25 protein-coding genes and 1 pseudogene are annotated in these 22,505 nt (G+C 71.7%); 10 read left to right on the plus strand and 16 right to left on the minus strand.

The window, feature by feature from the left end:
* Positions 1-90 precede the first annotated feature (90 nt).
* The 9 genes from ACFYML_RS04145 to ACFYML_RS04185 form a co-directional block, all read right to left on the minus strand.
* On the minus strand, positions 91-1,017 hold the full coding sequence (locus tag ACFYML_RS04145; protein WP_387419205.1) for a carbohydrate ABC transporter permease: 927 nt from the start codon (positions 1,015-1,017) through the stop codon (positions 91-93).
* A complete protein-coding gene (locus ACFYML_RS04150; RefSeq protein ID WP_387419206.1) occupies positions 1,017-2,300 on the minus strand; it encodes an extracellular solute-binding protein in 1,284 nt (427 codons plus the stop codon). Before ACFYML_RS04150 ends, ACFYML_RS04145 begins: the two co-directional genes overlap by 1 nt.
* Positions 2,301-2,368: 68 nt before the next feature.
* Positions 2,369-3,409, minus strand: coding sequence for a LacI family DNA-binding transcriptional regulator (locus tag ACFYML_RS04155; protein WP_357435379.1), 1,041 nt, complete (start codon positions 3,407-3,409; stop codon positions 2,369-2,371).
* Between the two features lie 166 nt (positions 3,410-3,575).
* Positions 3,576-4,253, minus strand: a complete 678-nt coding sequence (locus ACFYML_RS04160) for a DedA family protein (protein WP_387419207.1) — start codon at positions 4,251-4,253, stop codon at positions 3,576-3,578.
* Between the two features lie 31 nt (positions 4,254-4,284).
* On the minus strand, positions 4,285-4,833 hold the full coding sequence (locus ACFYML_RS04165) for a phosphatase PAP2 family protein (RefSeq protein WP_387419208.1): 549 nt from the start codon (positions 4,831-4,833) through the stop codon (positions 4,285-4,287).
* A gap of 103 nt (positions 4,834-4,936) precedes the next feature.
* A complete protein-coding gene (locus tag ACFYML_RS04170; protein WP_387419401.1) occupies positions 4,937-5,755 on the minus strand; it encodes a sensor histidine kinase in 819 nt (272 codons plus the stop codon).
* A complete protein-coding gene (locus ACFYML_RS04175) occupies positions 5,638-6,354 on the minus strand; it encodes a hypothetical protein (RefSeq protein WP_387419209.1) in 717 nt (238 codons plus the stop codon). Before ACFYML_RS04175 ends, ACFYML_RS04170 begins: the two co-directional genes overlap by 118 nt.
* A 61-nt stretch (positions 6,355-6,415) precedes the next feature.
* On the minus strand, positions 6,416-7,093 hold the full coding sequence (locus tag ACFYML_RS04180; protein WP_387419402.1) for a response regulator transcription factor: 678 nt from the start codon (positions 7,091-7,093) through the stop codon (positions 6,416-6,418).
* A 120-nt stretch (positions 7,094-7,213) separates the two neighbouring features.
* Positions 7,214-8,104: a hypothetical protein gene (locus ACFYML_RS04185; RefSeq protein WP_387419210.1), complete on the minus strand. Its 891-nt coding sequence runs from the start codon at positions 8,102-8,104 to the stop codon at positions 7,214-7,216.
* Positions 8,105-8,183: 79 nt separating this feature from the next.
* On the opposite strand from ACFYML_RS04185, the gene ACFYML_RS04190 reads away from it, so the two are divergent.
* Positions 8,184-8,777 (plus strand): nitroreductase family protein, encoded by a 594-nt coding sequence (locus tag ACFYML_RS04190; protein WP_387419211.1) that lies wholly within the window; start codon positions 8,184-8,186, stop codon positions 8,775-8,777.
* Positions 8,778-8,841: 64 nt separating this feature from the next.
* Here ACFYML_RS04190 and ACFYML_RS04195 read toward each other — a convergent pair whose 3' ends face one another.
* The gene (locus ACFYML_RS04195; RefSeq protein WP_387419212.1) at positions 8,842-9,129 is read right to left on the minus strand and encodes a DUF1905 domain-containing protein; all 288 of its coding nucleotides are present in this window, start codon (positions 9,127-9,129) and stop codon (positions 8,842-8,844) included.
* Positions 9,130-9,133: 4 nt separating this feature from the next.
* Positions 9,134-9,487, minus strand: a complete 354-nt coding sequence (locus tag ACFYML_RS04200) for a DUF998 domain-containing protein (RefSeq protein ID WP_387419213.1) — start codon at positions 9,485-9,487, stop codon at positions 9,134-9,136.
* Positions 9,488-9,503: 16 nt separating this feature from the next.
* Between ACFYML_RS04200 and ACFYML_RS04205 the strand changes: the two are divergent.
* Positions 9,504-9,974: pseudogene (locus ACFYML_RS04205) on the plus strand (LuxR C-terminal-related transcriptional regulator); the annotation flags it as partial.
* A gap of 76 nt (positions 9,975-10,050) precedes the next feature.
* Here ACFYML_RS04205 and ACFYML_RS04210 read toward each other — a convergent pair.
* Positions 10,051-10,431: a DoxX family protein gene (locus ACFYML_RS04210; RefSeq protein WP_387419214.1), complete on the minus strand. Its 381-nt coding sequence runs from the start codon at positions 10,429-10,431 to the stop codon at positions 10,051-10,053.
* Between the two features lie 118 nt (positions 10,432-10,549).
* Between ACFYML_RS04210 and ACFYML_RS04215 the strand changes: the two genes are divergently transcribed.
* Positions 10,550-11,032 (plus strand): MarR family winged helix-turn-helix transcriptional regulator, encoded by a 483-nt coding sequence (locus tag ACFYML_RS04215; RefSeq protein WP_387419216.1) that lies wholly within the window; start codon positions 10,550-10,552, stop codon positions 11,030-11,032.
* 188 nt (positions 11,033-11,220) lie between these two features.
* Here the strand turns inward: ACFYML_RS04215 and ACFYML_RS04220 are convergent, their stop codons facing one another.
* On the minus strand, positions 11,221-11,868 hold the full coding sequence (locus tag ACFYML_RS04220; protein WP_387419217.1) for a response regulator: 648 nt from the start codon (positions 11,866-11,868) through the stop codon (positions 11,221-11,223).
* A complete protein-coding gene (locus ACFYML_RS04225) occupies positions 11,865-13,061 on the minus strand; it encodes a sensor histidine kinase (protein WP_387419218.1) in 1,197 nt (398 codons plus the stop codon). The genes ACFYML_RS04220 and ACFYML_RS04225 overlap by 4 nt, the downstream gene beginning before the upstream one ends.
* A 134-nt stretch (positions 13,062-13,195) precedes the next feature.
* On the opposite strand from ACFYML_RS04225, the gene ACFYML_RS04230 reads away from it, so the two are divergent.
* Positions 13,196-14,248 carry an FtsX-like permease family protein gene (locus ACFYML_RS04230; protein WP_387419220.1) on the plus strand — a complete coding sequence of 351 codons (1,053 nt, stop codon included), beginning with the start codon at positions 13,196-13,198 and terminating at the stop codon, positions 14,246-14,248.
* Complete coding sequence (locus ACFYML_RS04235; RefSeq protein ID WP_387419221.1) at positions 14,245-14,958, plus strand: ABC transporter ATP-binding protein; 714 nt, start codon at positions 14,245-14,247, stop codon at positions 14,956-14,958. The genes ACFYML_RS04230 and ACFYML_RS04235 overlap by 4 nt, the downstream gene beginning before the upstream one ends.
* A gap of 32 nt (positions 14,959-14,990) precedes the next feature.
* Here the strand turns inward: ACFYML_RS04235 and ACFYML_RS04240 are convergent, their stop codons facing one another.
* Together ACFYML_RS04240 and ACFYML_RS04245 are read right to left on the minus strand one after the other, a co-directional pair.
* A complete protein-coding gene (locus tag ACFYML_RS04240; RefSeq protein WP_387419222.1) occupies positions 14,991-16,076 on the minus strand; it encodes a prenyltransferase in 1,086 nt (361 codons plus the stop codon).
* Positions 16,077-16,351: 275 nt separating this feature from the next.
* A complete protein-coding gene (locus ACFYML_RS04245) occupies positions 16,352-17,536 on the minus strand; it encodes a peptidase M23 (protein WP_387419223.1) in 1,185 nt (394 codons plus the stop codon).
* A gap of 283 nt (positions 17,537-17,819) precedes the next feature.
* On the opposite strand from ACFYML_RS04245, the gene ACFYML_RS04250 reads away from it, so the two are divergent.
* The 5 genes from ACFYML_RS04250 to ACFYML_RS04270 all read left to right on the plus strand — a co-directional run bounded on the left by ACFYML_RS04250 (position 17,820) and on the right by ACFYML_RS04270 (position 22,486).
* The gene (locus ACFYML_RS04250) at positions 17,820-18,974 is read left to right on the plus strand and encodes an SDR family oxidoreductase (RefSeq protein WP_387419224.1); all 1,155 of its coding nucleotides are present in this window, start codon (positions 17,820-17,822) and stop codon (positions 18,972-18,974) included.
* 24 nt (positions 18,975-18,998) lie between these two features.
* Positions 18,999-20,399, plus strand: a complete 1,401-nt coding sequence (locus ACFYML_RS04255) for an NAD(P)/FAD-dependent oxidoreductase (RefSeq protein ID WP_387419403.1) — start codon at positions 18,999-19,001, stop codon at positions 20,397-20,399.
* 122 nt (positions 20,400-20,521) lie between these two features.
* Complete coding sequence (locus ACFYML_RS04260; RefSeq protein ID WP_387419225.1) at positions 20,522-20,932, plus strand: hypothetical protein; 411 nt, start codon at positions 20,522-20,524, stop codon at positions 20,930-20,932.
* A 16-nt stretch (positions 20,933-20,948) separates the two neighbouring features.
* Positions 20,949-21,545, plus strand: coding sequence for a cell wall protein (locus ACFYML_RS04265; protein WP_387419226.1), 597 nt, complete (start codon positions 20,949-20,951; stop codon positions 21,543-21,545).
* A gap of 74 nt (positions 21,546-21,619) precedes the next feature.
* Positions 21,620-22,486 carry a MauE/DoxX family redox-associated membrane protein gene (locus ACFYML_RS04270; RefSeq protein WP_387419227.1) on the plus strand — a complete coding sequence of 289 codons (867 nt, stop codon included), beginning with the start codon at positions 21,620-21,622 and terminating at the stop codon, positions 22,484-22,486.
* Positions 22,487-22,505 lie beyond the last annotated feature (19 nt).

Consider the following 22,505-nt stretch of genomic DNA (forward strand, 5'->3'; position numbering starts at 1 on the left):
TCCAGCCGCGGCCGGAACCCCGTCCGCCCGCCGGGGGTTTGCCACGCCTCTCGACGGGACGCGGCGCGATGTCTGGCACGACGCGTGTCATCAGGGCCTCTCCAGGATCCGCCGGTTGATCAGCGAGACGACGACGACCCCGATCACGAGCAGCACGCCGATGGCAGCCGCGACATCCGGCTGCGCCTGCTCGATGCCACGCTGGTACATCAGCAGCACCGGCGACGCGGACGCGCCGTTCGGCCCGCCGCCGCCGGTCAGCAGGTACGGCTCGGTGAACAGGTTCGCGCCGGTGATGGTCGCAACGATCACGACGAGCGTGGTGGCGGGGCGGACCGCGGGCACGGTCACCGAACGGAACCGCTGCCATCGGCTGGCCCCGTCCACCGCCGCTGATTCGTACAGTTCGTTCGGCACGTTCTGCAACGCGGCCAGGTAGAGCAGGATGAAGAAGCCGAGCTGCTTCCAGGCGACGTAGACGGCGACGGTCGGCATCGCCAGGTGCTCGCTGACCAGCCAGGACGGGTCCGGCGCCAGTGGACCGAGGAGCTTGTTGACCAGGCCGCCAGAGTTGAACAGGAACAGCCACACGCCCACCACCGCGACGCTCGCGGTCACGTACGGCACGTAGTAGGCCACCCGGAGGAAGGTGCGTCCGCGGATGGCGCCGTTGAGCGCGTTCGCCAGCAGCAGCGCCAGGACGGTGGTGAGCGGCACGTTGATCAGGAGGAACACGATGATGTTCCCGAACGCCTGCCGGACGGCCGGATCACCGAGGACGGCGGTGTAGTTCGCCAGCCCGACGAACGGGCGGTCGACCGGCACGCCCGGTGCGGTGAAGAAGTAGTCGTGGAAGCTGATCCACACCGCGAACCCGAACGGGTAGGCGAACACCAGCGCGAGGAACACCGCATACGGCGCGACGAGAACCGCGCCGACCGGGTGGCGACCGAGAACGGCCGCCACCCAGCGCCGCGGGCCGCGCCGGGAGACATCCCGACTGAGCGGCCCGGACATCAGGACTGCCCGGCCAGCCCGGTGGCCTTCTTCGCGGCCTCGGAGAACGCATCCGGCAGCGGCCGCTTGCCGAAGATGACCGACTCGGAGTACGCGTCGCGGAAGGTCTGCCAGATCGTGATGGAGTTGGCCACGTTCGGCACCTCGACGGTGCGCCCGGCCTGCTCGGCGAAGCTCTTGTAGGCCGGGTTCTTCGTGAAGTAGTCCGGGTAGGTCGACGGCAGGTCAGCCCGCAGCGGCATCTGACCGGTGGCCTCCAGCAGGGCGCCGTCCTGCTCCTTGCTGGTGGCGAACTTCAGCACCTCCCACGCGGTGGCGCGGTTCTTGCACGCCGAGTACATGGCGACGTTCTTGGCGTCGCTGAAGGTCTTGACCTCGGCCGCGGGCTTGCCGGTGGAGGTCGGCACCGGGGCCGCCCCCCACTTCACCTTCTCGCCGTACACCGCGATCGCCCACGGGCCGACGATGGCCATCGCGGCCTTGCCGTCGGCGAACGAGTCGCCGTTGTACTTCTCCTTCGGCGCGAGACCCTCGTCGTAGAGCTTCTTCCAGAACTCCGCGACCCGCAGCCCTTCGGGCGAGTCGAACTGGGCCTTGCCGTTCTCGACCAGCTGCTTGCCGCCGGTCTCCGCGGCGAACAGCGGGTAGTAGTCGAACCACGACTGGAAGAACTCGCTGCTCGGGGCCGGGTAGATCGCGGCCGGCGCGGCGCCGGACGACTTGATCTTACGGGCGGTGGCGAGGAAGTCGTCGTACGTGGCGAGCGGCGGGTTGTCCTGGTCGACGCCGGCCTTCGCGAGGATCTCCTTGTTGTAGAAGATCATCACGGGGTTGGACTTCCAGGGCATCTGGTAGAACTTGCCGTCGGCGGACTTGTACTGGTCGGCGGCGGCACCCGTGCGCTGCTTGATGTAGTCGGCGGCACCGTCGAAGCTGTCGAGCGCCACGAGCCCGCCCTGCTTCTGGAACTGCGGCACGGCGGCCGGGGCGGTGTTGAAGATCAGGCACGGCGCGTTGCCGGCGGTGATCGCGGCGCCGATGACCTCCTCGGAGGACTTGCCGGCGGGGATCTCCTGAGCGGTGATCTTCTGGTCGGCGTGCTGGCCGTTCCACGCCTCGACCATGGCCGTGCCCCAGGCCAGCTCCTCCTTGTTGTTCGACAGCCAGATGGTGATGGGCCCCTTGGCCGAGGAGTCGGCCTTGGTGCCGGAGCCGCCGTCACCGCAGGCCGCGGTGAGGCCGAGGGAGAGGACGAGGAATGCGGCGGGGACGGTACGTCTCATATCGGTCTCCGATCTCGACTGCCGTGACGCGGGGCTGACCAGGCCGAGGCGATGCCCGGGCGGCGTGGTCACGGCGCTTGGTGTGGTGTGGGTGGTGGTGGAGCGGTGGAGGCGCGGACGACGAGCTGCGCGGGAGGCATCTCGACGTCCGGGCCGCCGGTGCCGTCGATGAGATCGAGCAAGGTACGGGCGGCGACGCCGCCCCAGCCGGACGGATCGGTCCGGACACTGGTCAGGGCCGGGCTGATGTGGGCGGCCAGTTCCGTGTCGTCGAAGCCGGTGACGGAGAGCTGGCCGGGGACGTCGAGTCCGCGTTCCCGGGCCACGGCCATGCCGGCCATCGCCATCACGTCGTTGGCGTAGATGATCGCGGTCGGCGGGTCGGTCAGGTCGAGCAGGTGGTGGGTGGCCCGGGCCCCACCGGCCGCCGAGAAGTCGGAGGGCACACAGGGACCGGGGGGCAACCCGGCGTCCCGGAGCGCGTCCTCCCAGGCGTCCCGCCGTGCGGAACCGTGCAGGAAGTGTTCGGGACCGGCGACGTGGGCGACGTGCCGGTGCCCCAACTCGACCAGATGCCGTACGGCGGCCGCGATCCCCGGCCGGTCGTCGACGAGCACCGCCGGGAACGGGCTGGCCACGTCGGGACGGCCGAGGGTGACGGCGGGCAGCCGCAGCTCCTTCAGCAGGGCGATCCGTGGATCGGCGATCCGCAGGTCCAGCAGGAACACCCCGTCCACCCGCCCGTCGGCGGCCAGCCGCCGGTAGCCGTCCTCCTCCGCCCGTTGGCTGGTGACGACCTGGAGGACCAGCGCCTGGTTCCGCTCGGCGAGGACGCGTTCCACGCCGGCGATGAAGGCGGGGAAGAACGGGTCGGCGCCGAGCAGCTCCGGCGGGCGGGCGAGCACCAGGCCGACCGCGAACGCCCGGGAGGTGGACAGGGCCCGGGCGCGGTGGCTCGGCGTCCAGCCCAGCTCCTTCGCCACCGCCAGGATGCGCTGGCGGGTCTCCTCGGCCACCCCGGGCCGGCCATTGAGGGCGAAGGAGACCGCGCCCTTGGAGACACCTGCGGCACGGGCGACGTCGGTGATCGTCGGTCGACGTTGGGCCACCAACTCGGCCTCCCTCCCGTGCCGCCAGGTCCGGAGCGAGCAGTCGGCCGCTAAACCGGTTTGGGAGATGCTAGACCGGTTTAGCGAACGGATCAATGGCTGGCTCCGTTACCGCCGGAGGTGGGCGGCCCGGGTTCTGGACCAGCGCGTGCGACCCTGGCCTTGATCAGGCCTTCGGGACCCTCGCCGGCTCCGCAGGATCAACCTGGGCGGCCCGGCGGCGGGACCGCAGCAGTTGGATGCCGATGGGCAGGACCGAGACCACGACGATGCCGATGAGGATGATCTCGATGTTGGACTTGACGAAGGCGATCTGGCCGAGGAAGTAGCCGAGGACGGTGACGCCCACACCCCACAGCGTCCCGCCGATGACGTTGAAGATCAGGAACGTGCGGTAGTGCATGCGCGAGACACCGGCGATGATCGGGGTGAAGGTGCGCACGATGGGCACGAACCGGGCCAGCACGATCGATCGGGCACCGTAGCGGGCGAAGAACTGGTTGGCCCGCTGCACGTTCTCCTGCTTGAACAGTCGCGAGTTGGGGCGGCGGAACAGAGCCGGGCCGACCCGCTTGCCGAACAGGTAACCCACCTGGTCACCGGCGATGGCGGCCACGGCCACCAGCAGGCATAGCAACCACAGCGGCTGGTGCAGGTAACGGCCGTCGGCGACGAGCAGCCCGGCGGTGAACAGCAGCGAATCGCCCGGCAGGAAGAACCCGATCAGCAGCCCGGACTCGGCGAACACGATGGCCAGGATGCCGATCAGTCCGAAGGTGGAGATCAGCCACTCCGGGTTGAGGACACTTGGACCCGCAGCGAGCAACGGCTGGGGCGATGGCACGGGCACCTCCAGGACAGCGGGGGACGTGGGGCTACCGACCGACCGTCGGGCGCGGGCTCCGCTGCTGTGCCCACCGGTCGTACGCCCGCCCACCGGCGTGGACGACGGCGACGGCGGCGGCAGCGATGAACACGCCGGCGAGAATGTCCGCCGGATAGTGCACCCCCGCCCAGATACGGGCGAATCCGATAATGGTGGCCAACACCGTCAGCGCTACCCCCCACTGCCGGGACAGAAACGCCCCCACCGCGAACGCCACCGCGAAGGCGGCCGTCGCGTGGTCGCTGGGCAGCGACGGCCCCGCGGCGTGCGGGATCAGCTGGTGCACCGAATGGGTCTGGAACGGTCGCACCTCGGTGCTGACGGCGGCGACGACCTGCCCGACCACGAACGCCACCGCGAGCGCCCCCGCGACCCGCACGACGGCGGCTGGTCGGGCCCGCACGCTACGCAGCACGGGGACCGCCGCCACGACGCCGAGGACAAAGATCAGCCACATCGCTGACCACTCGAAGATGTCGTCGATCGGGTCGCTGCGCCCGGCTGCGGCGTTGATCAGCTCGAACAGGTGGTAGTTCATCCCCGTACCACGCTTCCTGGTCGACCCGGCTCCCCCGTACGGCCGGCTGCCGCCAGCCTGCCCGCCGGCACCTGAGAGGAGCCTGAAACGGACGAAGGCAGGGTCAGTGCGACCGGGTGCCGCAGCTGAGCGGCAGGAGGATGCGGACCCTCAGGCCCGGTCCCGGCACGACCTGCACGGTGCCGCCGTGCGCGGCGACGATCTCCCGGGTGATCGGCAGCCCGAGGCCGCTCCCGCCGTCGGCGCGGGCCCGGCTGTCGTCCAACCGGACGAACCGGTCGAAGATGCGCTCCCACTGGTCTTCGGGGACACCCGGCCCGTCGTCGCCGACCTCGACGCAACCCCACCCGTCCCGTACCGAAACGTGCAGCGCCACCTGGGAGCGCGCGTGCCGGGCGGCGTTGTCGGTCAGGTTTCGCAGCGCCCGGCTGAGGTCGTGCGCATCGCCGCTGACCCGTACCGGAGCGAGGTGGGCGCGGACGGTCAGATCGGGCCGACGGGCGGCGATCCGGCTCCGCTCGGTATAGGCCAGGTCGTCCAGATCGACGTCGTCATGGCCCCCGGTGGCGCCCAGCTCGTCGATGCGCGCGAGCAGCAGGAGATCGGACACGAGGCGGCCGAGGCGCTCCGACTCGAGGCGCAGCAGCCCGACCAATTCCTCGGTGGCGGCGGTCCGCGGGCTCAGCGCCAGCCGGTCCAGCCCGGCCTGCAGGGTGGCCAGCGGGCTACGCAGCTCGTGGCTGGCGTCGGCCACGAACCGCCGCTGGCTCGCCGCCGCCGTGTCCAGCCGGTCGAGCATGCTGTTCATCGTCTCCGCGAGCGCCGCCACTTCGTCATGGGCGGTCGGTACCGGGACCCGGGCATGCAGGTCACGGGCGGTGATGCCGGCGACCCGGCGACGGATCGCCTCGACCGCGTGCAGCGACCGCCCGACGAACAGGAACACCGCCGCGCCGACCACGAGCAGCATAGCATCGGTGGCAGTCCGGCGATCAGGATGGCGGCGACCGCCTCCGTGCTCTCGTTCACCGGACGCAGCGACTGCGCCACCAACACGGTCGTGGTGCCGGAGCCGACGGCGACCCCTTCGGCGACCACCCGGTACGGATCCTCGTCGGCGAACGGCAGCAGCCGCTGCTCGCGCAGCACCTCGCCGGGGCGGGGACGCAGCGGGGACAGCGGCGCGGCGCCGCCGAGCGCGGCCGAGGCGGCCTCAACGCGACCGGAGGGGTCGAGGATCTGCACCAGCGTCTGCTCCCCCGGGCTGGGCTTCAACGTCTGGGCGATCGCCGCCTGGTCGCCGCCGGCCACCGCCGAGGCCACCTCGGCCGCCCGCTGCCGGGCGGCGGCGTCCACGTTGCCGACCAGGTCCATCCGGGCCAGGTAGACGAAGGCCGCCGCGCCGACGGCAAACGCCAACGCCACCACCACCGCGGCGGCCAACGCCGAACGTAGGCGCACCCCCAGGCGCCTGCGCACCCACCGGACCAGGTCGTTGAACGACCTGCGCCTGCCCGCCATCTCCGCAGCGTAGGCACCGCCGGCCGGAGAAGACACGGAGAGGCGAACAGTGCGCTTTCCGTCAGCCGCCATCGGCCGCCAACCGGTACCCCATCCCCCGCTCGGTCTGGATGGCCGACCGGCCGAACGGCTGGTCGATCTTGCGGCGCAGGTAGCCGATGTACACCTCGACGATGTTGGGATCGCCGTCGAAGTGGGCGTCCCAGACGTTCTCGATGATCTGGGTCTTGGACACCACGTCCCCGCGATGGCGCATGAGGAACTCCAGCAACGCGAACTCGCGGGCGGTGACCCGGACCGGCTGCCCGGCCCGGGCGACCAGCCGCCGCGCGGGATCCAGCGTCAGGTCACCGGCGGCCAGCACCACCGGGCGTGCGGGGGCACCCCGGCGGACCACGGCGCGGAGCCGGGCCACCAGCACCACGAAGGAGAACGGTTTGGTCAGGTAGTCGTCGGCGCCGAGATCGAGGGCGTCGGCCTGGTCGTACTCGCCCTCCTTGGCGGTCAGCATCAGCACCGGCGTCCACACGCCGCGCGACCGCAACTGGCGGCACACCTCGTAGCCGCTGAGACCGGGTAGCATGATGTCGAGCACGACCACGTCGTAGGTGTTCTCGCTGGCCGCCCAGAGCCCGTCCGGGCCGGTGTGCTGCACATCGACGGCGAGCCCCTCCTCGACCAGCCCCGCGCGGATCACCTCCGCCAGAGCGGTCTCGTCCTCGACGACAAGCACTCGCACCAGTTCCGCTCCCATCCTGTCTCCAGACCCGCAGCTCCCCTCGGGCCGACGTCGCCTTCCCGCCCGGCGGCACCACCGGGCGACGCCGACCCCGGGCATGGTGGGGCAGCGGCGCCTCGGTCACCGCCGCGCTGCCAGATCCCTCTCGTCGCGTGTGACGAGCGGTAGCGACGCATCCCGCCTCGTCACGCCCAGATAGCCGACCAGGACAACGATCGTCGCCAGGAACAGACCGCTGGTGATCACCGGGCCGACACCGAGGCCACCTTCGTCACGCCCCTGCGAGAGGTAGTCACCGAGCGACGCGCCGAGCGGGCGAGTCAGCACGTAGGCGATCCAGAACGCCAGGATCGGGTTCAGCCACGACCCAGCGTACGCCGCCCCGACCACGGCGATCAGCGCGGCGAAGATCAATCCGGAGCGCCAGTAGCCCAGGTTGAAACCCTCGGACAACAGATCGCCGGCCGCCGTGCCGAACGCGAAGGTGAACAGGATCGCCGCCCAGTAGAAGCCCTCCCGGCGGGCGGTGACAATCGAGTGGATCGACAGAGTGCCCTCACTGCGGTACCAGATGGCGAAGGTGACGGCGAGGGCCACGGCGAACACCGCCGTGCTCACCTCAAGCGGGACGCCGAGGCTGTCGGTCAGATTGTCCGTGATCAGCGTGCCGACGATGCTGACCAGCACCACCGCCAGCCAGTAGATCCCCGCCACGTACCGCCGGGCCCGGAACTGCCAGACGAGCACCGCGGCCAGCGCGACGGCCATGACCAGCGTGGTGCCCGTGAGGCCGAAGTGAAGGTTGACGTTGAGAAAGTCCGCCGCCGTCTCGCCCACCGTGGTCGAGAGGACCTTGATGATCCAGAAGTAGACGGTGACCTCGGGGACCTTGTTGAGCATCTGTCGCATTTGCGCTGATTTGCCAAGGGTCATGCCGGCAAACTCCCACGCCCATGCTGAGAGCAGGCTGAACCCGCACGGACCGGTCAGCGCCACCAGCGCCTCGGTCATGAGGTGGCGCGACCCAAGCAGCCGCCGGCCCGGACGGAGCGGGGCCGCGTCGGGCCGGCTGAGCAACTAAGTTGCGGTCATGGATTTTCAGGATGTTGTCCGGCGGCGACGTATGGTGCGCAACTACGACCCCGACCGACCGGTACCCCCCGACGTCGTCGAGCGCATCGTCCACAACGGGCTGCGGGCGCCGTCGGCAGGTTTTTCCCAGGGCTGGGGCTTCCTGGTGCTCGACAACCCGGCCGACATCGCGCGGTTCCGGGACGCGGTACGGCCCGAGGAAGGGCCCGAGAACTGGTTCGCGGCGCGGGTCGAATCCCCGCTGCTGATCGTCCCCCACTCGAACAAGGACGCCTACCTGGACCGCTACGCCCAGCCCGACAAGGGGTTCGTCGACCGGTCGGACGCCTGGTGGCCCGCCCCGTACTGGGACATCGACACGGGGATGGCGTCGCTGCTGATGCTGCTGACCGCAGTCGACGCCGGACTGGGCGCGTGTTTCTTCGGCATGCCGGTGGACCGGATCGACGCGTTCCGTGCGGCGTTCGGCGTGCCGCCGCAGTTCACCCCGATCGGAGCGATCTCGATCGGCTACAGCGACGAGCCGCCCCGCGACCTCCGCAACCGGCGTCGCCCGGTCGACGAGGTCGTGCACCGGGGCCGGTGGAGCTGACCGGTCGAGCAGTCGCGACGGCGGCGAAGTGCGGGCGCGCCGAGCATCCCGCACTCGTCGCCGTTCACACGTCCACGGTGAGCCGGACTGTCACCACCTCGCCCACCTCCAGCCCTTCGGCCTTCCGCACCGACGCCTTCACCGGCACGATGTACCGCCCGTCCTTCGGGAACAGCGAGGTCCGCCAACTGGTGCTCCCGATGCGCGCCGCGACCGGGATCATCCCCCAGCCGTAGGTCACGGCTGCGGAGGCCGCTTCCAGCGCACCGCACTGCTCGTCCGGGACGGTGACGAAGTGGAACGGCGCGGGGCCCCGCCAGAACCACATCTCGCCGCTGAACTCCAGGTCCATCCGGTCAGCATAGGAGTCGGTCAGGTACCACCGGCGTACGCGTGAGCCGCACCGCGAGCGCGACGGTCCAGGCGAGCAGCGGGAACACGGCCACCCGTTCCATGCCGCCGACGCCGAAGCCGAGGTCGACCTGGGCCAGGAACAGGGCCGTGCCGGCCAGGCCGGTCAGGCCCAGCGCGAGACTGTCCTCGCGCATCGCGCCAAGGACCGGCGACCGCCGGGCCAGCGACGCCACCAGCATCCCGACGTTGCCCAGTAGAAAGATCAGCAGGGCCGCCAGGAAGTGGTTGTTCTCGTGCACGTCCGCCGGATACGCCCCGGCCAGGACGTATCCGCCCGCACCGGCGAGCGTCAGCACCTGCGCCGCCCGGGTGGCGGCCGTCGCCCTCCGTGCGGAGCGGCGGCACCTGGCCGTGGTGGTGCTGAGCCAGTACGTGCAGACCGAGTACGCCTCCGCGCTGCTCGACAGCGGCGACGGCCGGCACGTCGGCTACCTGCTCAAGGACCGGGTGGCCGACGTCGCCGAGTTCGCCGACACCCTGCGCCGAGTCGTGGACGGCGGCACGGCCATCGACCCGGACGTCGTCCGGCAGCTGCTGCACCGCCCCCGTGATCCGCTGGCCGCCCTGTCCGCCCGTGAACGCGAGGTGCTCGCGCGGCTCGCAGAGGGCCATTCCAACGCGGCGATCGCGGCGAGGCTCCACGTCACCGAGGCGGCGATCGGCAAGCACGTGGGGAACATCCTGACCAAGCTCGACCTGCCGCCCAGCGACGACACCAACCGGCGGGTGCTGGCGGTCCTCACCTACCTGCGTACCGATCCGTCCCGGCGCGACCGGCGGTGATCGTCGCCCGCTCCGGCACCCTCGACCGGGCGGTGCCGGCTCAGCACCCAACGGCGGGCTGAGCCGGCCGGCGCGGTCAGGAGGTGAACGACCAGGGGCCGAACCGGCTCCAGGCCACCACGGCGGCCAGCACCAGCAGCACCACGTTGACGACGATGCCCTGGGACTCCTTGCGGCGGGCGTGCACGACGATCGCGCCGAGCATGACGAGGACAAGCCCCAGCGCGGCCAGCGGCACCAGCACGGGGGCGATGTCGAGCGCGGCGGGCAGGATCAGCCCGACCGCGGCGAGCACTTCCAGCGCGCCGATGAGTTTGATGGTGCTGGCGCCGACGTTCTCCGTCCAGCCCATGCCGGAGGCGGCCAGCTTCTCCTTCGGCTGGACCAGCTTCATCGCCCCGGCGGCGAGGAACGCGACGGCCAGCAGACTGGCGATGATCCACAGAACGGTGTTCACCACGGCCCTCCCGGACCTCTCATGACTTCAAGCGTTGAGCGAACCGTAGAGCGGATCACTTCAAGCTACAAGTGATGGGTGGCCTGGATCACTTCAGGCGTGAAGTTATGCTGGAGGCATGGAGACGCCGCAGGAGCCGCGCTGGCTGGACGCCGAGGAGAGGCAGACCTGGCTCGCCCTGGTCAGCGTGCTGATCAAGCTGCCGTCGGCGCTGGACGCCCAGTTGCAGCGAGATGCCGGGATCAGCCACTTCGAGTACCAGGTGCTGGCCGGGCTGTCCGAGGCGCCCGACCGCACACTGCGCATGAGCGACCTGGCAGTGCTGGCCGAAGGGTCACTCTCGCGCCTGTCACAGGTGGTCGGCCGGCTGGAAAAGCGCGGCTGGGTACGCCGTACCCCGGATCCCACCGACGGCCGCTACACCCTGGCGATCCTCACCGAGCAGGGCTGGGCCAAGGTCGTCGAGACCGCGCCCGGCCATGTCAACGCGGTGCGCACCCTCGTCTTCGACCCGCTCACCAAGGCGCAGCAGCGACAGCTGCGCGACATCGGCCGCCGCATCATGCGTGTCGTCGACCCGGACGGCAGCTGCCCCGGCTGACCACCCGCACGGGCGGTGCCGACATGACCTCCATCCTCAACCGGCCGTGCCCGCCGGCGCGTACGACCAGTTCCTCACCGAGGCGCTCCCCCGCGCCCGGGCCCAGCGGGAGCGGGCCCCCGCGGACGGGCCGCTGCCCCTCCACCTCAGCCACCACTGAAGCGGAACTGGAGCCGGCCACGTGCCGACTAGGGAATGAGCCCGCGGCGGCGGCCTTCGGCGACCGCGGCGGTGCGGTTGTCGACATTGAGCTTGCTGAACACCTGGACGAGATGGGACTTGACGGTGGCCTCGGTGATGAACGTGGCCCGGGCGATGGCGTGGTTGCTGTGGCCCTCGGCGACCATCTGCAGGATCTCGAGCTCGCGTGGGGTCAGCGCCCGCCCGGGCGCGCGTACCCGGGTGATCAGGCGGGTGGCGATGGCGGGGGCGAGCACGGTCTCCCCCGCCGCGGCGGAGCGGATGGCGGTCAGCAGGTCGTCAGGCTCGGTGTCCTTGAGCAGGTATCCCGTGGCGCCGGCGGTGATGGCGGGCAGGATGTCGGCGTCACTGTCGTAGGTGGTCAGGACCAGCACCCGTGGAGGTCGCGGGTGGGCCAGGATCCGCCGGGTGACTTCCGCGCCGTTGATGCCTGGCCCCAGGTGCAGGTCCATGAGGACCACGTCAGGAGCGCTGTCTTCGACCTGCGCGATCGCGTCGACGCCGGTGGCGGCCTCCCCGACGACCGTGATGCCCGGATCGGCGTCCAGCGCCGCCCGCAGCCCGCGTCGGACGATGGGGTGATCGTCGACGATGAAGACGCGGATCGGTTCGGCAGGACGGGGCGCGCGGGTCACGACGGTTCCCCTTCGGTAGGGATGGCAGCGCTGATCGCGGTGCCCTGTCCGGGAGCGGATTCGACGACGAGCGTGCCACCGACGGCGGCGAGTCGGCGGCGCATGGTGGCCAGGCCCAGACCGGTGCCGGTCGTGGGGCTGAACGGCTGGTTGGGGTCGAACCCCCGCCCGTTGTCGACGACGTCGAGGCTGACCGCCCCGGGCAGGAAGGTCAGGGTGAGGTCCACCCGGTCGGCCGCGGCGTGCGCGCGGACGTTGGCGGTGGCCTCCTGTCCGACCCGGAGCAGGGCGACCTCCACCGGGGTGGGCAGTGTGTAGGGAAGGCCGTCGACGGTGATCCGGGCGTCGAGGCCGAGGCGGCGGCTGTCGTCGACCAGGTGGCCGAGGGCCTCGGTGAGCGGGCGGCCGGCCAGCGGGGCGGGGGTGAGGGCACGGAGGAGGCGCCGCGTGTCCTCCAACGCCGACTGCGCGGCCTCGACGGCGGCGTCCAGTTGGCGGTGGGCGGCCGCCGGAGCGTCCGGCCAGCGACCGGCGGCCGACTTCACCAGCAGGACGATCGTGGACAGGCTCTGGGCGACGGTGTCGTGGATCTCACCGGCGAGCCGTTCGCGCTCGGCGAGCATGCCGGCGTGGCGCTGTGCGGCGGCGAGCTGGCCCTGCGCGGCGGTGAGGTCGGCCAGCAGCCGCGCGGTCAGCTCGTTCTGCTGTCGGAGATCCCGGTAGACGGTCATGATCACGACGGCCACACCAGCGCCGATGACCGGGCCGAGCACCGCGGGAAGACTCAGCCTGCCCTGATGTGCCGAGAACGCGGCGACGGCCACCGCCGCCAACCCCGCGACGACCAACGGGCCGAGCACCCGCGGGAGTAGCTGCATGGCCAGCAGGAACAGGGCGAACGCCAGCCACACGAAGTCCACCGACAACGCGGCCAGCCCGATCCAGCCGGCGGTGAGCCCGGCGAACCACAGCCCGGCCACCACCGGTCGTCGAGCGCGCCGGGCGAGTACGACGCCCAGCAGGTACCACAGGGCCACTACCGCCACCGCGGTGACCAGCACGCCGACCGGTGGACGGCCGAACCCCGCCGCGCGTACGGCGCCAACCAGCAGCAGTGCGACGAACAGGACGTGCTCGGCCCGACGGAGCAGGGTCAGCGTGACCGCCGCGACACGCGGCTGCTGGTGATCCATGGCCCAGTCGACGGTAACGGCCGACGCCCGGCCCGACCCCCAACTTTTGATGGGTTCACCCATGCCTCTTTCGTCTCCGCACGTCCCAGCCCCGGTCCGATGGCACCGCCGGTGCTGGCGGGAAGGCTTGTGGCATGTTCATCGCAGTACGTGACCTTCGATTCGCCCGGGGCCGCTTCGCCCTCCTGGGCACCGTCATCGCGTTGATGACGCTGATGGTGGTTCTGCTGACCGGGCTGACCGCGGGACTGGGGGCGGCCAGCGTGTCGGCGGTGGCGGCACTCCCCGTCGACCACGTCTCGTTCCAGCAGCCGACCGACGGCCAACAGGTGTCCTTCGCCACCAGCACCCTACCGGCGGACTCGGCAGCCACCGTGGCGGCGCAGCCCGGCGTCACCGCCGCATGGCCACTCGGCGTGTCGACCACCCGCCTCCAAGCCGACGGCGGGGCCACGACGGTGACCCTGATCGGCGGCGCTCCCGAGTTGTACCCGGCAGTACGGCAGGGCCGGGCACCGAGCGGCGCCGAGGTGGCCCTCACCGCCGATCTCGCCGATGCGCAGTCGGTGTCGGTCGGCGACCTCGTCGCCGTCGCCGGGCAGCCGGTCACGGTGGCCGCAGTCGTGGCCACCACCTCGTTCAACCATCTGCCCGTCGTGTACGCCCCGATCAGCACCTGGCAGGACCTGGCCCGGACGGACAGCATCACCGCCGTCGCCTCGACCGGCGGCGACGCCGCCGGCGCCGCCGGCGTCACGACCGTCAGCCGCGACGAGGCGTTCACCGCGGTCGGCGGCTACGCCTCCGAGCAGGGCTCACTCAACCTGATGCGGGGCCTGCTGCTGGCGGTCTCCGCCCTGGTTGTCGGCGCCTTCTTCACCGTCTGGACCATGCAACGCGGCACCGACCTGGCGGTGGTCCGCGCGCTCGGCGGCAGCCGCGGCTACCTGCTGCGCGACGCCCTCACGCAGGCCGGAATCGTCCTGCTGGTGGGTGCCGCCGTCGGTGCCGGCGCCGCCGCCGGCCTGGGTGCGGTGGCCGCCCGGGTGGTGCCGTTCGTCCTGGACGCCACCACGATCGCCGTCCCGCTCGCGGCGATGGTCGCCGTCGGCGCGCTCGGCGCCGCCTTCTCCGTCCGCCGGGTCAGCACCGTGGACCCGCTCACCGCCCTGGGGGCAGCCCGATGACTCTCACCCTGACCGATGTCCGCCTCACCTACCCCGACGGGGACCGCCGCCTGATCGCACTCGACGCGGTCGACCTGCGGATCGCCGCGGGTGACCTGGTGGCGGTGACCGGGCCGTCCGGCTCCGGCAAGTCCAGCCTGCTGGCGGTCGCCGGCGCGCTGACCAGCCCGGAATCCGGCACGGTACGGATCGAGGACACCGACGTCACCTCCCTCGATCAGCAGGGCCGCGACCGGCTCCGGCGCGAACGCATCGGCTTCGTCTTCCAGCAGGCCAACCTGCTGGCCTCGCTCACCGCCCTCGACCAGCTCCTGCTCGTCGCGCACCTGTCCGGCGGATCCCGGCGCTCGGCCGAGGCCCGCGCCCGCGCGTTGCTCGACCGGGTAGGTCTCGGCGGCAAGGCGCACAAGCGTCCGCACCAGTTGTCCGGCGGGGAACGTCAGCGCGTCGGGGTCGCCCGCGCGTTGATGGGCGCCCCCGCCCTGCTGCTGGTCGACGAACCCACCTCCGCGCTCGATCACGATCGCGGCGCGGTCGTGGTGCGGCTGCTGCGCGACATCACCCACGAGCAACAGGTGGCTACCGTTCTGGTGACCCACGACCTGCAGTACCTGCACCTGGCCGACCGGACCGTGGCGATGCGGGACGGCCGGGTGTGCTCGCCGGCTGAAGTCAGTCCGCACTCGCCCGCCGCCGTCCCGGGCCGCTGAGGTCAGTCGTAACCGGAACCCCTTTTTCCACCTCAGGCCGACGCGCGGCGCGCCAACCACAGGCGGTGGGCGAACAGGGCGACGTAGCCGGCGAGGACCGCGCCGAGCACGGCCAGTGCGCCGGTGTCGGCGGACCGCCGTGCCGCGTCCAGGATCACGCCGAGCATCGCTGCCGCGACGATCAGGGACACGTGGTTGGAGGCCCAGAAGACCACCGGCGTCATCCGCCTGGCGTCGAGGTCGCGCATCGCGCCACGGCGCAGCTGCCGGACGAGCCAGACCGACAGTGGCGCGGTGGCGGCCATGACGGCCCAGACCAGCCACGGCACCCAACCGAGCAGCGCGAAGGCGGTGAGCATCGCGTACGCGATCGGCTGCGCGGTGACGATCAGGCGCACCGCCGGCTGGTAGCCGACGATGACCGGCAGGGTGCGCTTGCCGACCGCGGCGTCCGATCGGCGGTCACCCAGGTTCATCACCATCATCCGCGCCACCTGCAGCATCGCCGTGGGTGCCAGCACGGCCACCAGCAGCATCGGCACGGTGCCGGTCTGGAGCACCACGGCGACCGCGGGCCAGAGTCCGTTGAGGATCGCGGCCACCGTCAGCTCGCCCGCGCCTCGATAGTTCAGCCGCACCGGCGGTGCGGTGTAGAACCAGGCCAGCACCACGGCCGCGGTGGCGAGCAGGCGCGCCGGCCAGGACGGCATGACCGCCACCATCAGGGTGGCCACGCTGAACAGTACGAACGCGGCGCCGAGCGACACCATGGGCGCGACCGACCCGTCCACCAGGGCCCGGCTGCCGCCCGTCCACGGCGTGAAGTAGACGTTCGCGCGGTCGGCCTCGAGGTCGAAGTACTCGTTGCAATAGTGGGTCATCACGTGGACGGTCCACGCGAACAGCTGGGCGACCGCGTACCAGGTGACGTCGAGCGGGTGGCCCTGGTGCACCGAGACCGCCACGGCGAGACCCACCGGCAGGAGGTTGTAGAGCAGGAAGCGGAGCCGGGCGAGTCGGAGGAAACCCTTCCAGCTGGTCCGGTCCGGCCGGCGGTCTGGGCCGGTGACAGCGTGGTGAGTGTCCGGCAGCAGGCTCGGCTTCAGCATCGCACCCATCGACATACGCCTCCCCGTAATCAGTTCGCTACAGAACCCTATGGGGCGGGTGTCGGGAAGGGACAGGGTGTGTCAGGAAGGTAACTGCCTCCAACGTGCGCGGGCTGCGCGCCCACTCCCCCACAGCCAGGCCAGGGCGCCCTGCGCCGGCGACCCGACGGTGCGGGCGGGGTGCCCGCACCGTCGGGTCGGCTCGCGCCTGCGCCGGTCCGGCCTCTCGCGGAGCCGGCACGGTCGCCCGGGCGACGGCCGCGGCTGCGGCTGCGGAGCGACGGTCAGCAGTATCCGTTGACGGCGCCGCTGCTGCCGGTCCAGAGGTAGGCGTCGGACACCCAGGTGCCGTCGGTGAGCCTGTTCCACAATGCCGTGGTGCCCCATCGGCCGCTGTGTGTGGTGCCGTTCGCCGAGCAGGCGATGCTCACCGTCGCACCGTCGGCGACCGATCCGGCGATCGCGTAGCCGGTGCCGGGTCCGGTGCGCTTGTTGACCGAGCCACCTCCGTTGGCGTCCACCACACCCTGGGTGAAGCCGAGCGCACCGTAGTTGTAGAGCGCCCCGCCGACGTTCACCTGGGCCGAGCCGTGCAGCGCGTACCCCTGGTAGGTGCCGCCGCCCGGGATGATCACCCACTTGCCGAGGTTGTGGCCGTGCATCGGCACGTAGGCGTTGTTCTGCCGCAGCGCGAAGTGCACGTGCCGGCCGCTCGCGGCGCCGCCGCAGGTCACGTCCGTGCCGGTGTCCCCGAGGTAGGCTCCCTCGCCGACTCCCGCGCCGTTGACGTTGATGCTGTTCCACAGGTGGTAGTAGTCGGTGGCGTAGCCGCGGTCGTGGATCACCCGGATCCAGCCCCGGCACATGGTGTACGCGGTGCCGCCGCGGGCCGCCAGCACCCGCTGGTCGCCGCCGGCCAGGTCGATCGCGCTCCACGGGCTCTCGCTGCCGCCCCAGCCGTGGGGTCCGCCGGTCAGATACCAGGACTGGCCGATTCCGTACGGCAGTCGCATGCCGGTGCGGTAGTCGCCACCGGCGTACATCGGCGTCACCGCGGTGAACACCTGCTTCTCGCGGTCGGAGACCACCGCCGCGGGTGCCGCTGCGGCCAGTTCGGCGAAGGCCGGTTCGCCGTCGAACGCGATCTGCCAGCCACGGTCCTGCGCCCGGGCCACGAACAGCCAGCCGGCCGGGTAGGCGTCCTCCTGCTGCGGCGCGACGACGACGGCGGTGCCGAAGGCCCAGTGCTGGCCGGCTCGCCGGGTGATGTTCACCCGGGTGTCGGACGCGTCGGCGGCACCCAGCGCCGGCTCCGCCTTCAGGCTCGCCTGCCGGAGCAGCTTCGCGGTGACGGCGGTGGTCACGTCGGTCGACGGGGCCGCCTGGGCGGCGGTGGGACTGGCGGTGAGCAAGCTCGCGCCGAGCAGTGACGCGGCGGCGACACCGAGCGCGATCCGGAGATGGGGCATGGGTCCTCCTTCACCAAGGGGTGGGAGGGAGGCTAGCCATTCTATCGATATATGTCTACGCCTGTGGTCAACTCGGCTCCGGCCCGCCCGGGTGGTCGGCTCACCCGTTGGGGACGACATCGGCCCCGGCTCGGTCGAGCCGCCGAGCCCGTTCGGGGAGACCGCGGGCGAGCCGTTCGGCCAGGACGACTGGCAGCTGTCCGACAAGAGCGCGACTCGCCCCGCAGCCGCACCTAGCTTCGCCGGTAATCACAGACTGTTGCGGCGGGTGGGGGGATTCATCTTGAACCGAACACACATCGTCACCGGCGCCACCGGGTTCGTCGGGCTGGCGCTCGTCCTGGAGTTGCTGCGGCGTACCGACGACGACGTGCTGTGCCTGGTGCGGCCCGGTGCACAGGACCCGGACGTGCGGCTGCGCAGCCTGTTGACCGCGGCGGCGCACGCCTACGGCCAGCGCGTCGACCTCGACGGGCGGGTGCGTACCGCCGCCGGCGACATCACCCGGCCGGACTGTGGCCTGGTCGAGCCGGTCCGCGGCCCGATCGCGGACTTCTGGCACAGTGCCGCCTCGCTGCGCTACGAGGAGTCCGCCGCGGCGGAGATCTTCGCCACCAACGTCGACGGCACCCGGCATGCGCTCGCCCTCGCCGACCGGCTCGGCGCCGCCTCGTTCAACTACGTCAGCACGGCCTACGTCGCGGGCACCCGCGACGGGGTGATCACCGAGCGCCTCATCGCGCCCGACAGCAGCAACAACGCGTACGAGCGCAGCAAGGCCACCGCCGAGGCGCTGGTCCACGGCCACGCCGGCACCGCGACCCGCATCCTGCGGCCCAGCATCGTGGTCGGCCACCGCGGCACGCGAGCGGTCGTCGGCAGCTACACCGGGATGTACGGCTTCCAGCGCCGGCTCGCCGTGTTCGCGCAGAGTCTGTCGGCGCGCGCGCCGCAGCGCCTGCGCCGGCCCGTGCGGATGCTGGTGGACCCGGGCACGCCGCTGAACTTCATTCCCGTCGACGCGTTGGTCGAGCAGATGATCGGCATCGCCGCCTCGGGCAGCCCGGAACGGATCTTCCACCTCACCAACTCGACCCCGCCGGGCGCCGGCGACGTGCTGCGGCGGATCTTCGGGCTGGCTGGGCTGCCCGAGCCGGAGTACGTCACCGACCCGTCCGAGCTCGACGACACGGACCGGGCGTTCGCCACGGGCATCGAGTTCTACCGCTCGTACCTGGTCGGCGAGAAGCTCTTCGACCGGGTCAACAGCGACCGGGCGCTGGGCCGGCCCGACGCGGGGAATATGCCGTTCCCCGACGACGAGGTCACCGCCTACGCCCGCTGGTACCTGGACAACGTCCAGCGCCGCCGGCAGCCGGGGCGGCACCGGGCGGCACCCGTCCGCTCCGGCCGACCCGCGCCGGGCGCCGCACCGTAGCCGGCTGATCCGACCCGGATTGTCCTGCTTGGCGCCGGTTACACGTCGGTATGGGCGTACAAGTCGCTGCGCCGGCGGCTGGGCCGGCAGTTGCGCCGGGGCGCGGTGGAGATCGTCTTCGTGGACCCGCTCGGCTACCACTCGTACCACGGTTTCACCGCCGAGGTGCTCGGCGGCATCATCGCCGAGGGGCACGAACGGAGCCCGCTGCGGACGACCTGCCCGCGGGCGCGGCTGGTCCGGGGCACCGCGCAGCACGTCGACCTGGCCCGCCGCGAGGTCGCCGTGGCGCTGACCGGCACCGCGGGAGAGACGCTGACCCTGCGCTACGACCACCTGGTCGTCGGCTGTGGCAGCCACGACGACCTGGCTCGGGTGGCGGGGCTCGCCGAGCACGGCTGGTCGCTGAAGAACCCGGGCGGATCCGCTGCCGTGCGGGAGCGCTTGCTGACGCAGGTGGAGCTGGCCGACGCGAGCCCGGACGAGCAGACCCGGCGGGGCCTGCTCAGCGTGGTCGTGGTCGGGGGCGGCTTCACCGGCGTGGAGATGTCGGCCACGGTCGCCGAGATCTTCCGCAGTCTGCGCCCTCGCTACCGGGTGCTGCGCGAGGTCGAGCCGCAGGTGCACCTCGTGCACGGCGGCCCCGATCTGCTGCCGCAGCTGCGTCCCCGGTTCGGCCGGCTGGCCGGCTACGCGCACCGCCAGCTCGTGCGGGCGGGCGTGCGGGTGCACCTGGGCACCCGCGTGGCGCGGGTCGACGAGGACGGCGCGTACCTCGATGACGGGTCGGTGCTCGCCAGCCGCCTGGTGGTGTCCACGTTGGGCCAGGCGGTGGCCCCGGTGCCGGGCACGGAGTCGCTGGAGTCGCGCGACGGCCGCCTGGTCACCGACGAATACCTGCGGGTACGCGGCGACGGCGAGCGGGTCTGGTCCGGTGGCGACCATGCCCACGTGGTGCATCCGGTCAAGGGGGAGCCCTGCCCGGCCAACGCATTGTGGGCGATCAAGCACGGCGGATGGATCGGCGGAAACATCGCGGCGACGCTGCGCGGCCGGACACCGCGCCGGTTCACCTACCGCGGGCTCGGGCAGGCGGCGAGCCTGGGCGTCGGCAAGGGCGCGGTCGAACTGTACGGGGTGCAGGTCACCGGCCGGCTCGGCTGGTTGATGCGGGCCGGGTTCTTTCTCTGGTTCATGCCCTCGCGGCGGCAGGCGGTACGCAGCCTCGTGGACCTGCTCGGCGCGCCTGTTCTCGGCCGGCGCCTGACCGCGCTGGCGGCGTCCGAGCAGTCGGTCCGGGCGGGCAGCCCGGAGCGGCTCGCGGTGCTGAGCCAGCCGCCCCGTCCTCGGCAGCGTGCTGAGCAACCGCCTCGCCAGCGCGACGGCAGCGAGCACGAGCAGCTTCCCCAGCCGGAGCCGCGGTAGGACGTTGCCGCGCCTGTAGGAAATCTTCCCCTAGGCCGTTGACTTCGGTGGTTTTCAACACAACAATCGCCATCAATATCGATAGCTATCGCTGTCGATCGGCCACTTGGGAAGGAGGTTCCATGGCAGCTCTGGTAGGTGAGATGTCGTGGTTCTGCTGCGGCAGCGCCTGGGGTCCCTGCGGCACCGCGGGCGGTGGCGCCTGCGGCACCTGCAAATCCGGCAACTACCAGCACGCCTGGCCCAACGCCTCGGACGCGTGCTTCTCCATCACCCGCCCGGACACCTGCGGCGTCAGCATGTCCCGCCGCACCTGCGGCTTCCGGCACTACACCACCAACCCGTGCAGCGGTAAGCGGGTCGGCACCACGATCGCCGACTGCGGTCCGCAGACCGACCTGTGGTGTGGCGAGCGCAGCTGCTGCGGCGCGTCCTGCGGCACCAACCGGATCATCGACCTGACGCCCGCGGCGTACAGCGCGATCGCCAGTCTCTCCACCGGGCTGCGGCCCTGCTCGGTCGACACGGTCTGAAGGGGAGGGCAGCACGATGAAGCAGACCATGGACCGCCGCCGACTGCTCGCCACCGCCGCGCTCGGCGGCCTGGTCGGCGCCACCGGCCTCGGCTCACTCGCCCCCGAGGCGGCCTTCGCCGCCGAGGCCGTGACCGTCGAACCCGGCGCTCCGGATCCGAACTTCGCGGAGGGCCGGATCAGCAAGATCTCCGGCAGCATGCTGCTGGTCACCGGCTCGGACACCGTCCTGCACTCGATCCGGATCACCGACGGCACGAGCATCTGGAAACTGCACCCGACCACGTTCGACCAGGTGGCCGTCGGCGACGGGCTCTACGCCCGCGGCCTGCGCCTGCCCGACGGCACCCTCGCCGCGGACTCCGTCTGGGTCAACATCGTCAACCTGCACGCACACATCGCGTCGGTCGGTCGCAACATGCTGCACCTCGACCACAAGGGACAACGGATCGTGGCGCACGTGGTGCCGGGTCGCTCCGCCGCGGTCTACAACGGCACCCCGGCGATCAGCGACATGTCCCTGCTGCGGGTCGGCCGGCACGTCCAGGTGCTCGGCGCCTGGCATCCGGACACCAACGAGATCTCTGTCGCCACCGTCTACGCCGCCGCCTGACCGGCAAACCCCGGGCGGTGCGCCGCCGCGCACCGCCCGGGCACCGCACGCCGGACAACCCGATGGAGGAACCCATGATCGAAGTGCTCGCGGCGCTGCAACCGCTGGTCATCGGTGCGGTGCTGATCTGGTCCGCGCGCGTCAAGCTGTTCAGCCGGCACGCCGCCGCGATCGCCAACCGGTCGGCGCTCGTCCGCCTGATCGGGCAACGCCGGGCGCTGCCCGCGTACCGGGTGCTGGGCGGCATCGAACTGACCCTCGGCGCGCTGCTCCTACTGCCACCCGCGCTGCGGCTGGAAGCGATCGCCGCGACCGGACTGGCCGTCGGCTTCCTCGCCTACCTGACCTACGCCCGTCGCGTGGCGCCGACCTCCTCCTGCGGCTGCCTGAGCGCGCAATCGACCCCCGTCTCCGGCCGCAGCCTGGCCCGGGCCGGCCTCCTGGTGGCGGCGGGCGCCCTCGCCGGGCTGGCCGCCGGCGGCTGGTGGACGGCGCTCGCCGCCCGGCCGCTGGCCGGCGCCGCCGTGCTGCTCGCCGAACTCGCGGCGGTGGTGGCGCTCTCGCCGGAGCTGGACGCGGCCTGGCTGCTGCCGCTGCGCCGGCTGCGCGCCCAGGTCACCCACCCGCTGCGGGGCGGCTCCGGCGTACCGCTACTCGCCACCGTGCAGCAGCTCCAGCTCAGCGAATCCTACCGGCGGGTAGCGCCGCTGCTCCGCTCCGACGTCCGGGAGCACTGGGACGACGGCGACTGGCGCTTCGTCGGGCACGCCGCGCTCTACCAGGGGCGTCCGGTGACCGCGGTGTTCGCCGTGCCACTGGCCGACCCGGAGCCGGACGCGGTGCGGGTCGCCGTGGTGGACGACGCCACCGGGCAGACCCTGCTGAGCCTCGCCGGCACCCCGCGGCCCGCCGGCCCCCGGCTCGCCGTCGTCCCGGCCTAGGAGGCGGTCAGCGGCCAAC

Source organism: Micromonospora sp. NPDC007230, assembly GCF_042869115.1.
In the GTDB taxonomy this organism is placed as follows: domain Bacteria; phylum Actinomycetota; class Actinomycetes; order Mycobacteriales; family Micromonosporaceae; genus Micromonospora.

Excerpts from the sequence above, each read along its gene's own strand:
- ACFYML_RS04190 (WP_387419211.1), top strand. The coding sequence starts at position 8,184 with ATGGATTTTCAGGATGTTGTCCGGCGGCGACGTATGGTGCGCAACTAC.
- ACFYML_RS04215 (WP_387419216.1), top strand. The coding sequence starts at position 10,550 with ATGGAGACGCCGCAGGAGCCGCGCTGGCTGGACGCCGAGGAGAGGCAG.
- ACFYML_RS04245 (WP_387419223.1), bottom strand. The coding sequence starts at position 17,536 with ATGCCCCATCTCCGGATCGCGCTCGGTGTCGCCGCCGCGTCACTGCTC.
- ACFYML_RS04175 (WP_387419209.1), bottom strand. The coding sequence starts at position 6,354 with ATGGCGGGCAGGCGCAGGTCGTTCAACGACCTGGTCCGGTGGGTGCGC.
- ACFYML_RS04185 (WP_387419210.1), bottom strand. The coding sequence starts at position 8,104 with ATGACCGAGGCGCTGGTGGCGCTGACCGGTCCGTGCGGGTTCAGCCTG.
- ACFYML_RS04225 (WP_387419218.1), bottom strand. The coding sequence starts at position 13,061 with ATGGATCACCAGCAGCCGCGTGTCGCGGCGGTCACGCTGACCCTGCTC.
- ACFYML_RS04165 (WP_387419208.1), bottom strand. The coding sequence starts at position 4,833 with ATGAACTACCACCTGTTCGAGCTGATCAACGCCGCAGCCGGGCGCAGC.
- ACFYML_RS04265 (WP_387419226.1), top strand. The coding sequence starts at position 20,949 with ATGAAGCAGACCATGGACCGCCGCCGACTGCTCGCCACCGCCGCGCTC.
- ACFYML_RS04195 (WP_387419212.1), bottom strand. The coding sequence starts at position 9,129 with ATGGACCTGGAGTTCAGCGGCGAGATGTGGTTCTGGCGGGGCCCCGCG.
- ACFYML_RS04260 (WP_387419225.1), top strand. The coding sequence starts at position 20,522 with ATGGCAGCTCTGGTAGGTGAGATGTCGTGGTTCTGCTGCGGCAGCGCC.
- ACFYML_RS04270 (WP_387419227.1), top strand. The coding sequence starts at position 21,620 with ATGATCGAAGTGCTCGCGGCGCTGCAACCGCTGGTCATCGGTGCGGTG.
- ACFYML_RS04230 (WP_387419220.1), top strand. The coding sequence starts at position 13,196 with ATGTTCATCGCAGTACGTGACCTTCGATTCGCCCGGGGCCGCTTCGCC.
- ACFYML_RS04240 (WP_387419222.1), bottom strand. The coding sequence starts at position 16,076 with ATGGGTGCGATGCTGAAGCCGAGCCTGCTGCCGGACACTCACCACGCT.
- ACFYML_RS04150 (WP_387419206.1), bottom strand. The coding sequence starts at position 2,300 with ATGAGACGTACCGTCCCCGCCGCATTCCTCGTCCTCTCCCTCGGCCTC.
- ACFYML_RS04235 (WP_387419221.1), top strand. The coding sequence starts at position 14,245 with ATGACTCTCACCCTGACCGATGTCCGCCTCACCTACCCCGACGGGGAC.
- ACFYML_RS04145 (WP_387419205.1), bottom strand. The coding sequence starts at position 1,017 with ATGTCCGGGCCGCTCAGTCGGGATGTCTCCCGGCGCGGCCCGCGGCGC.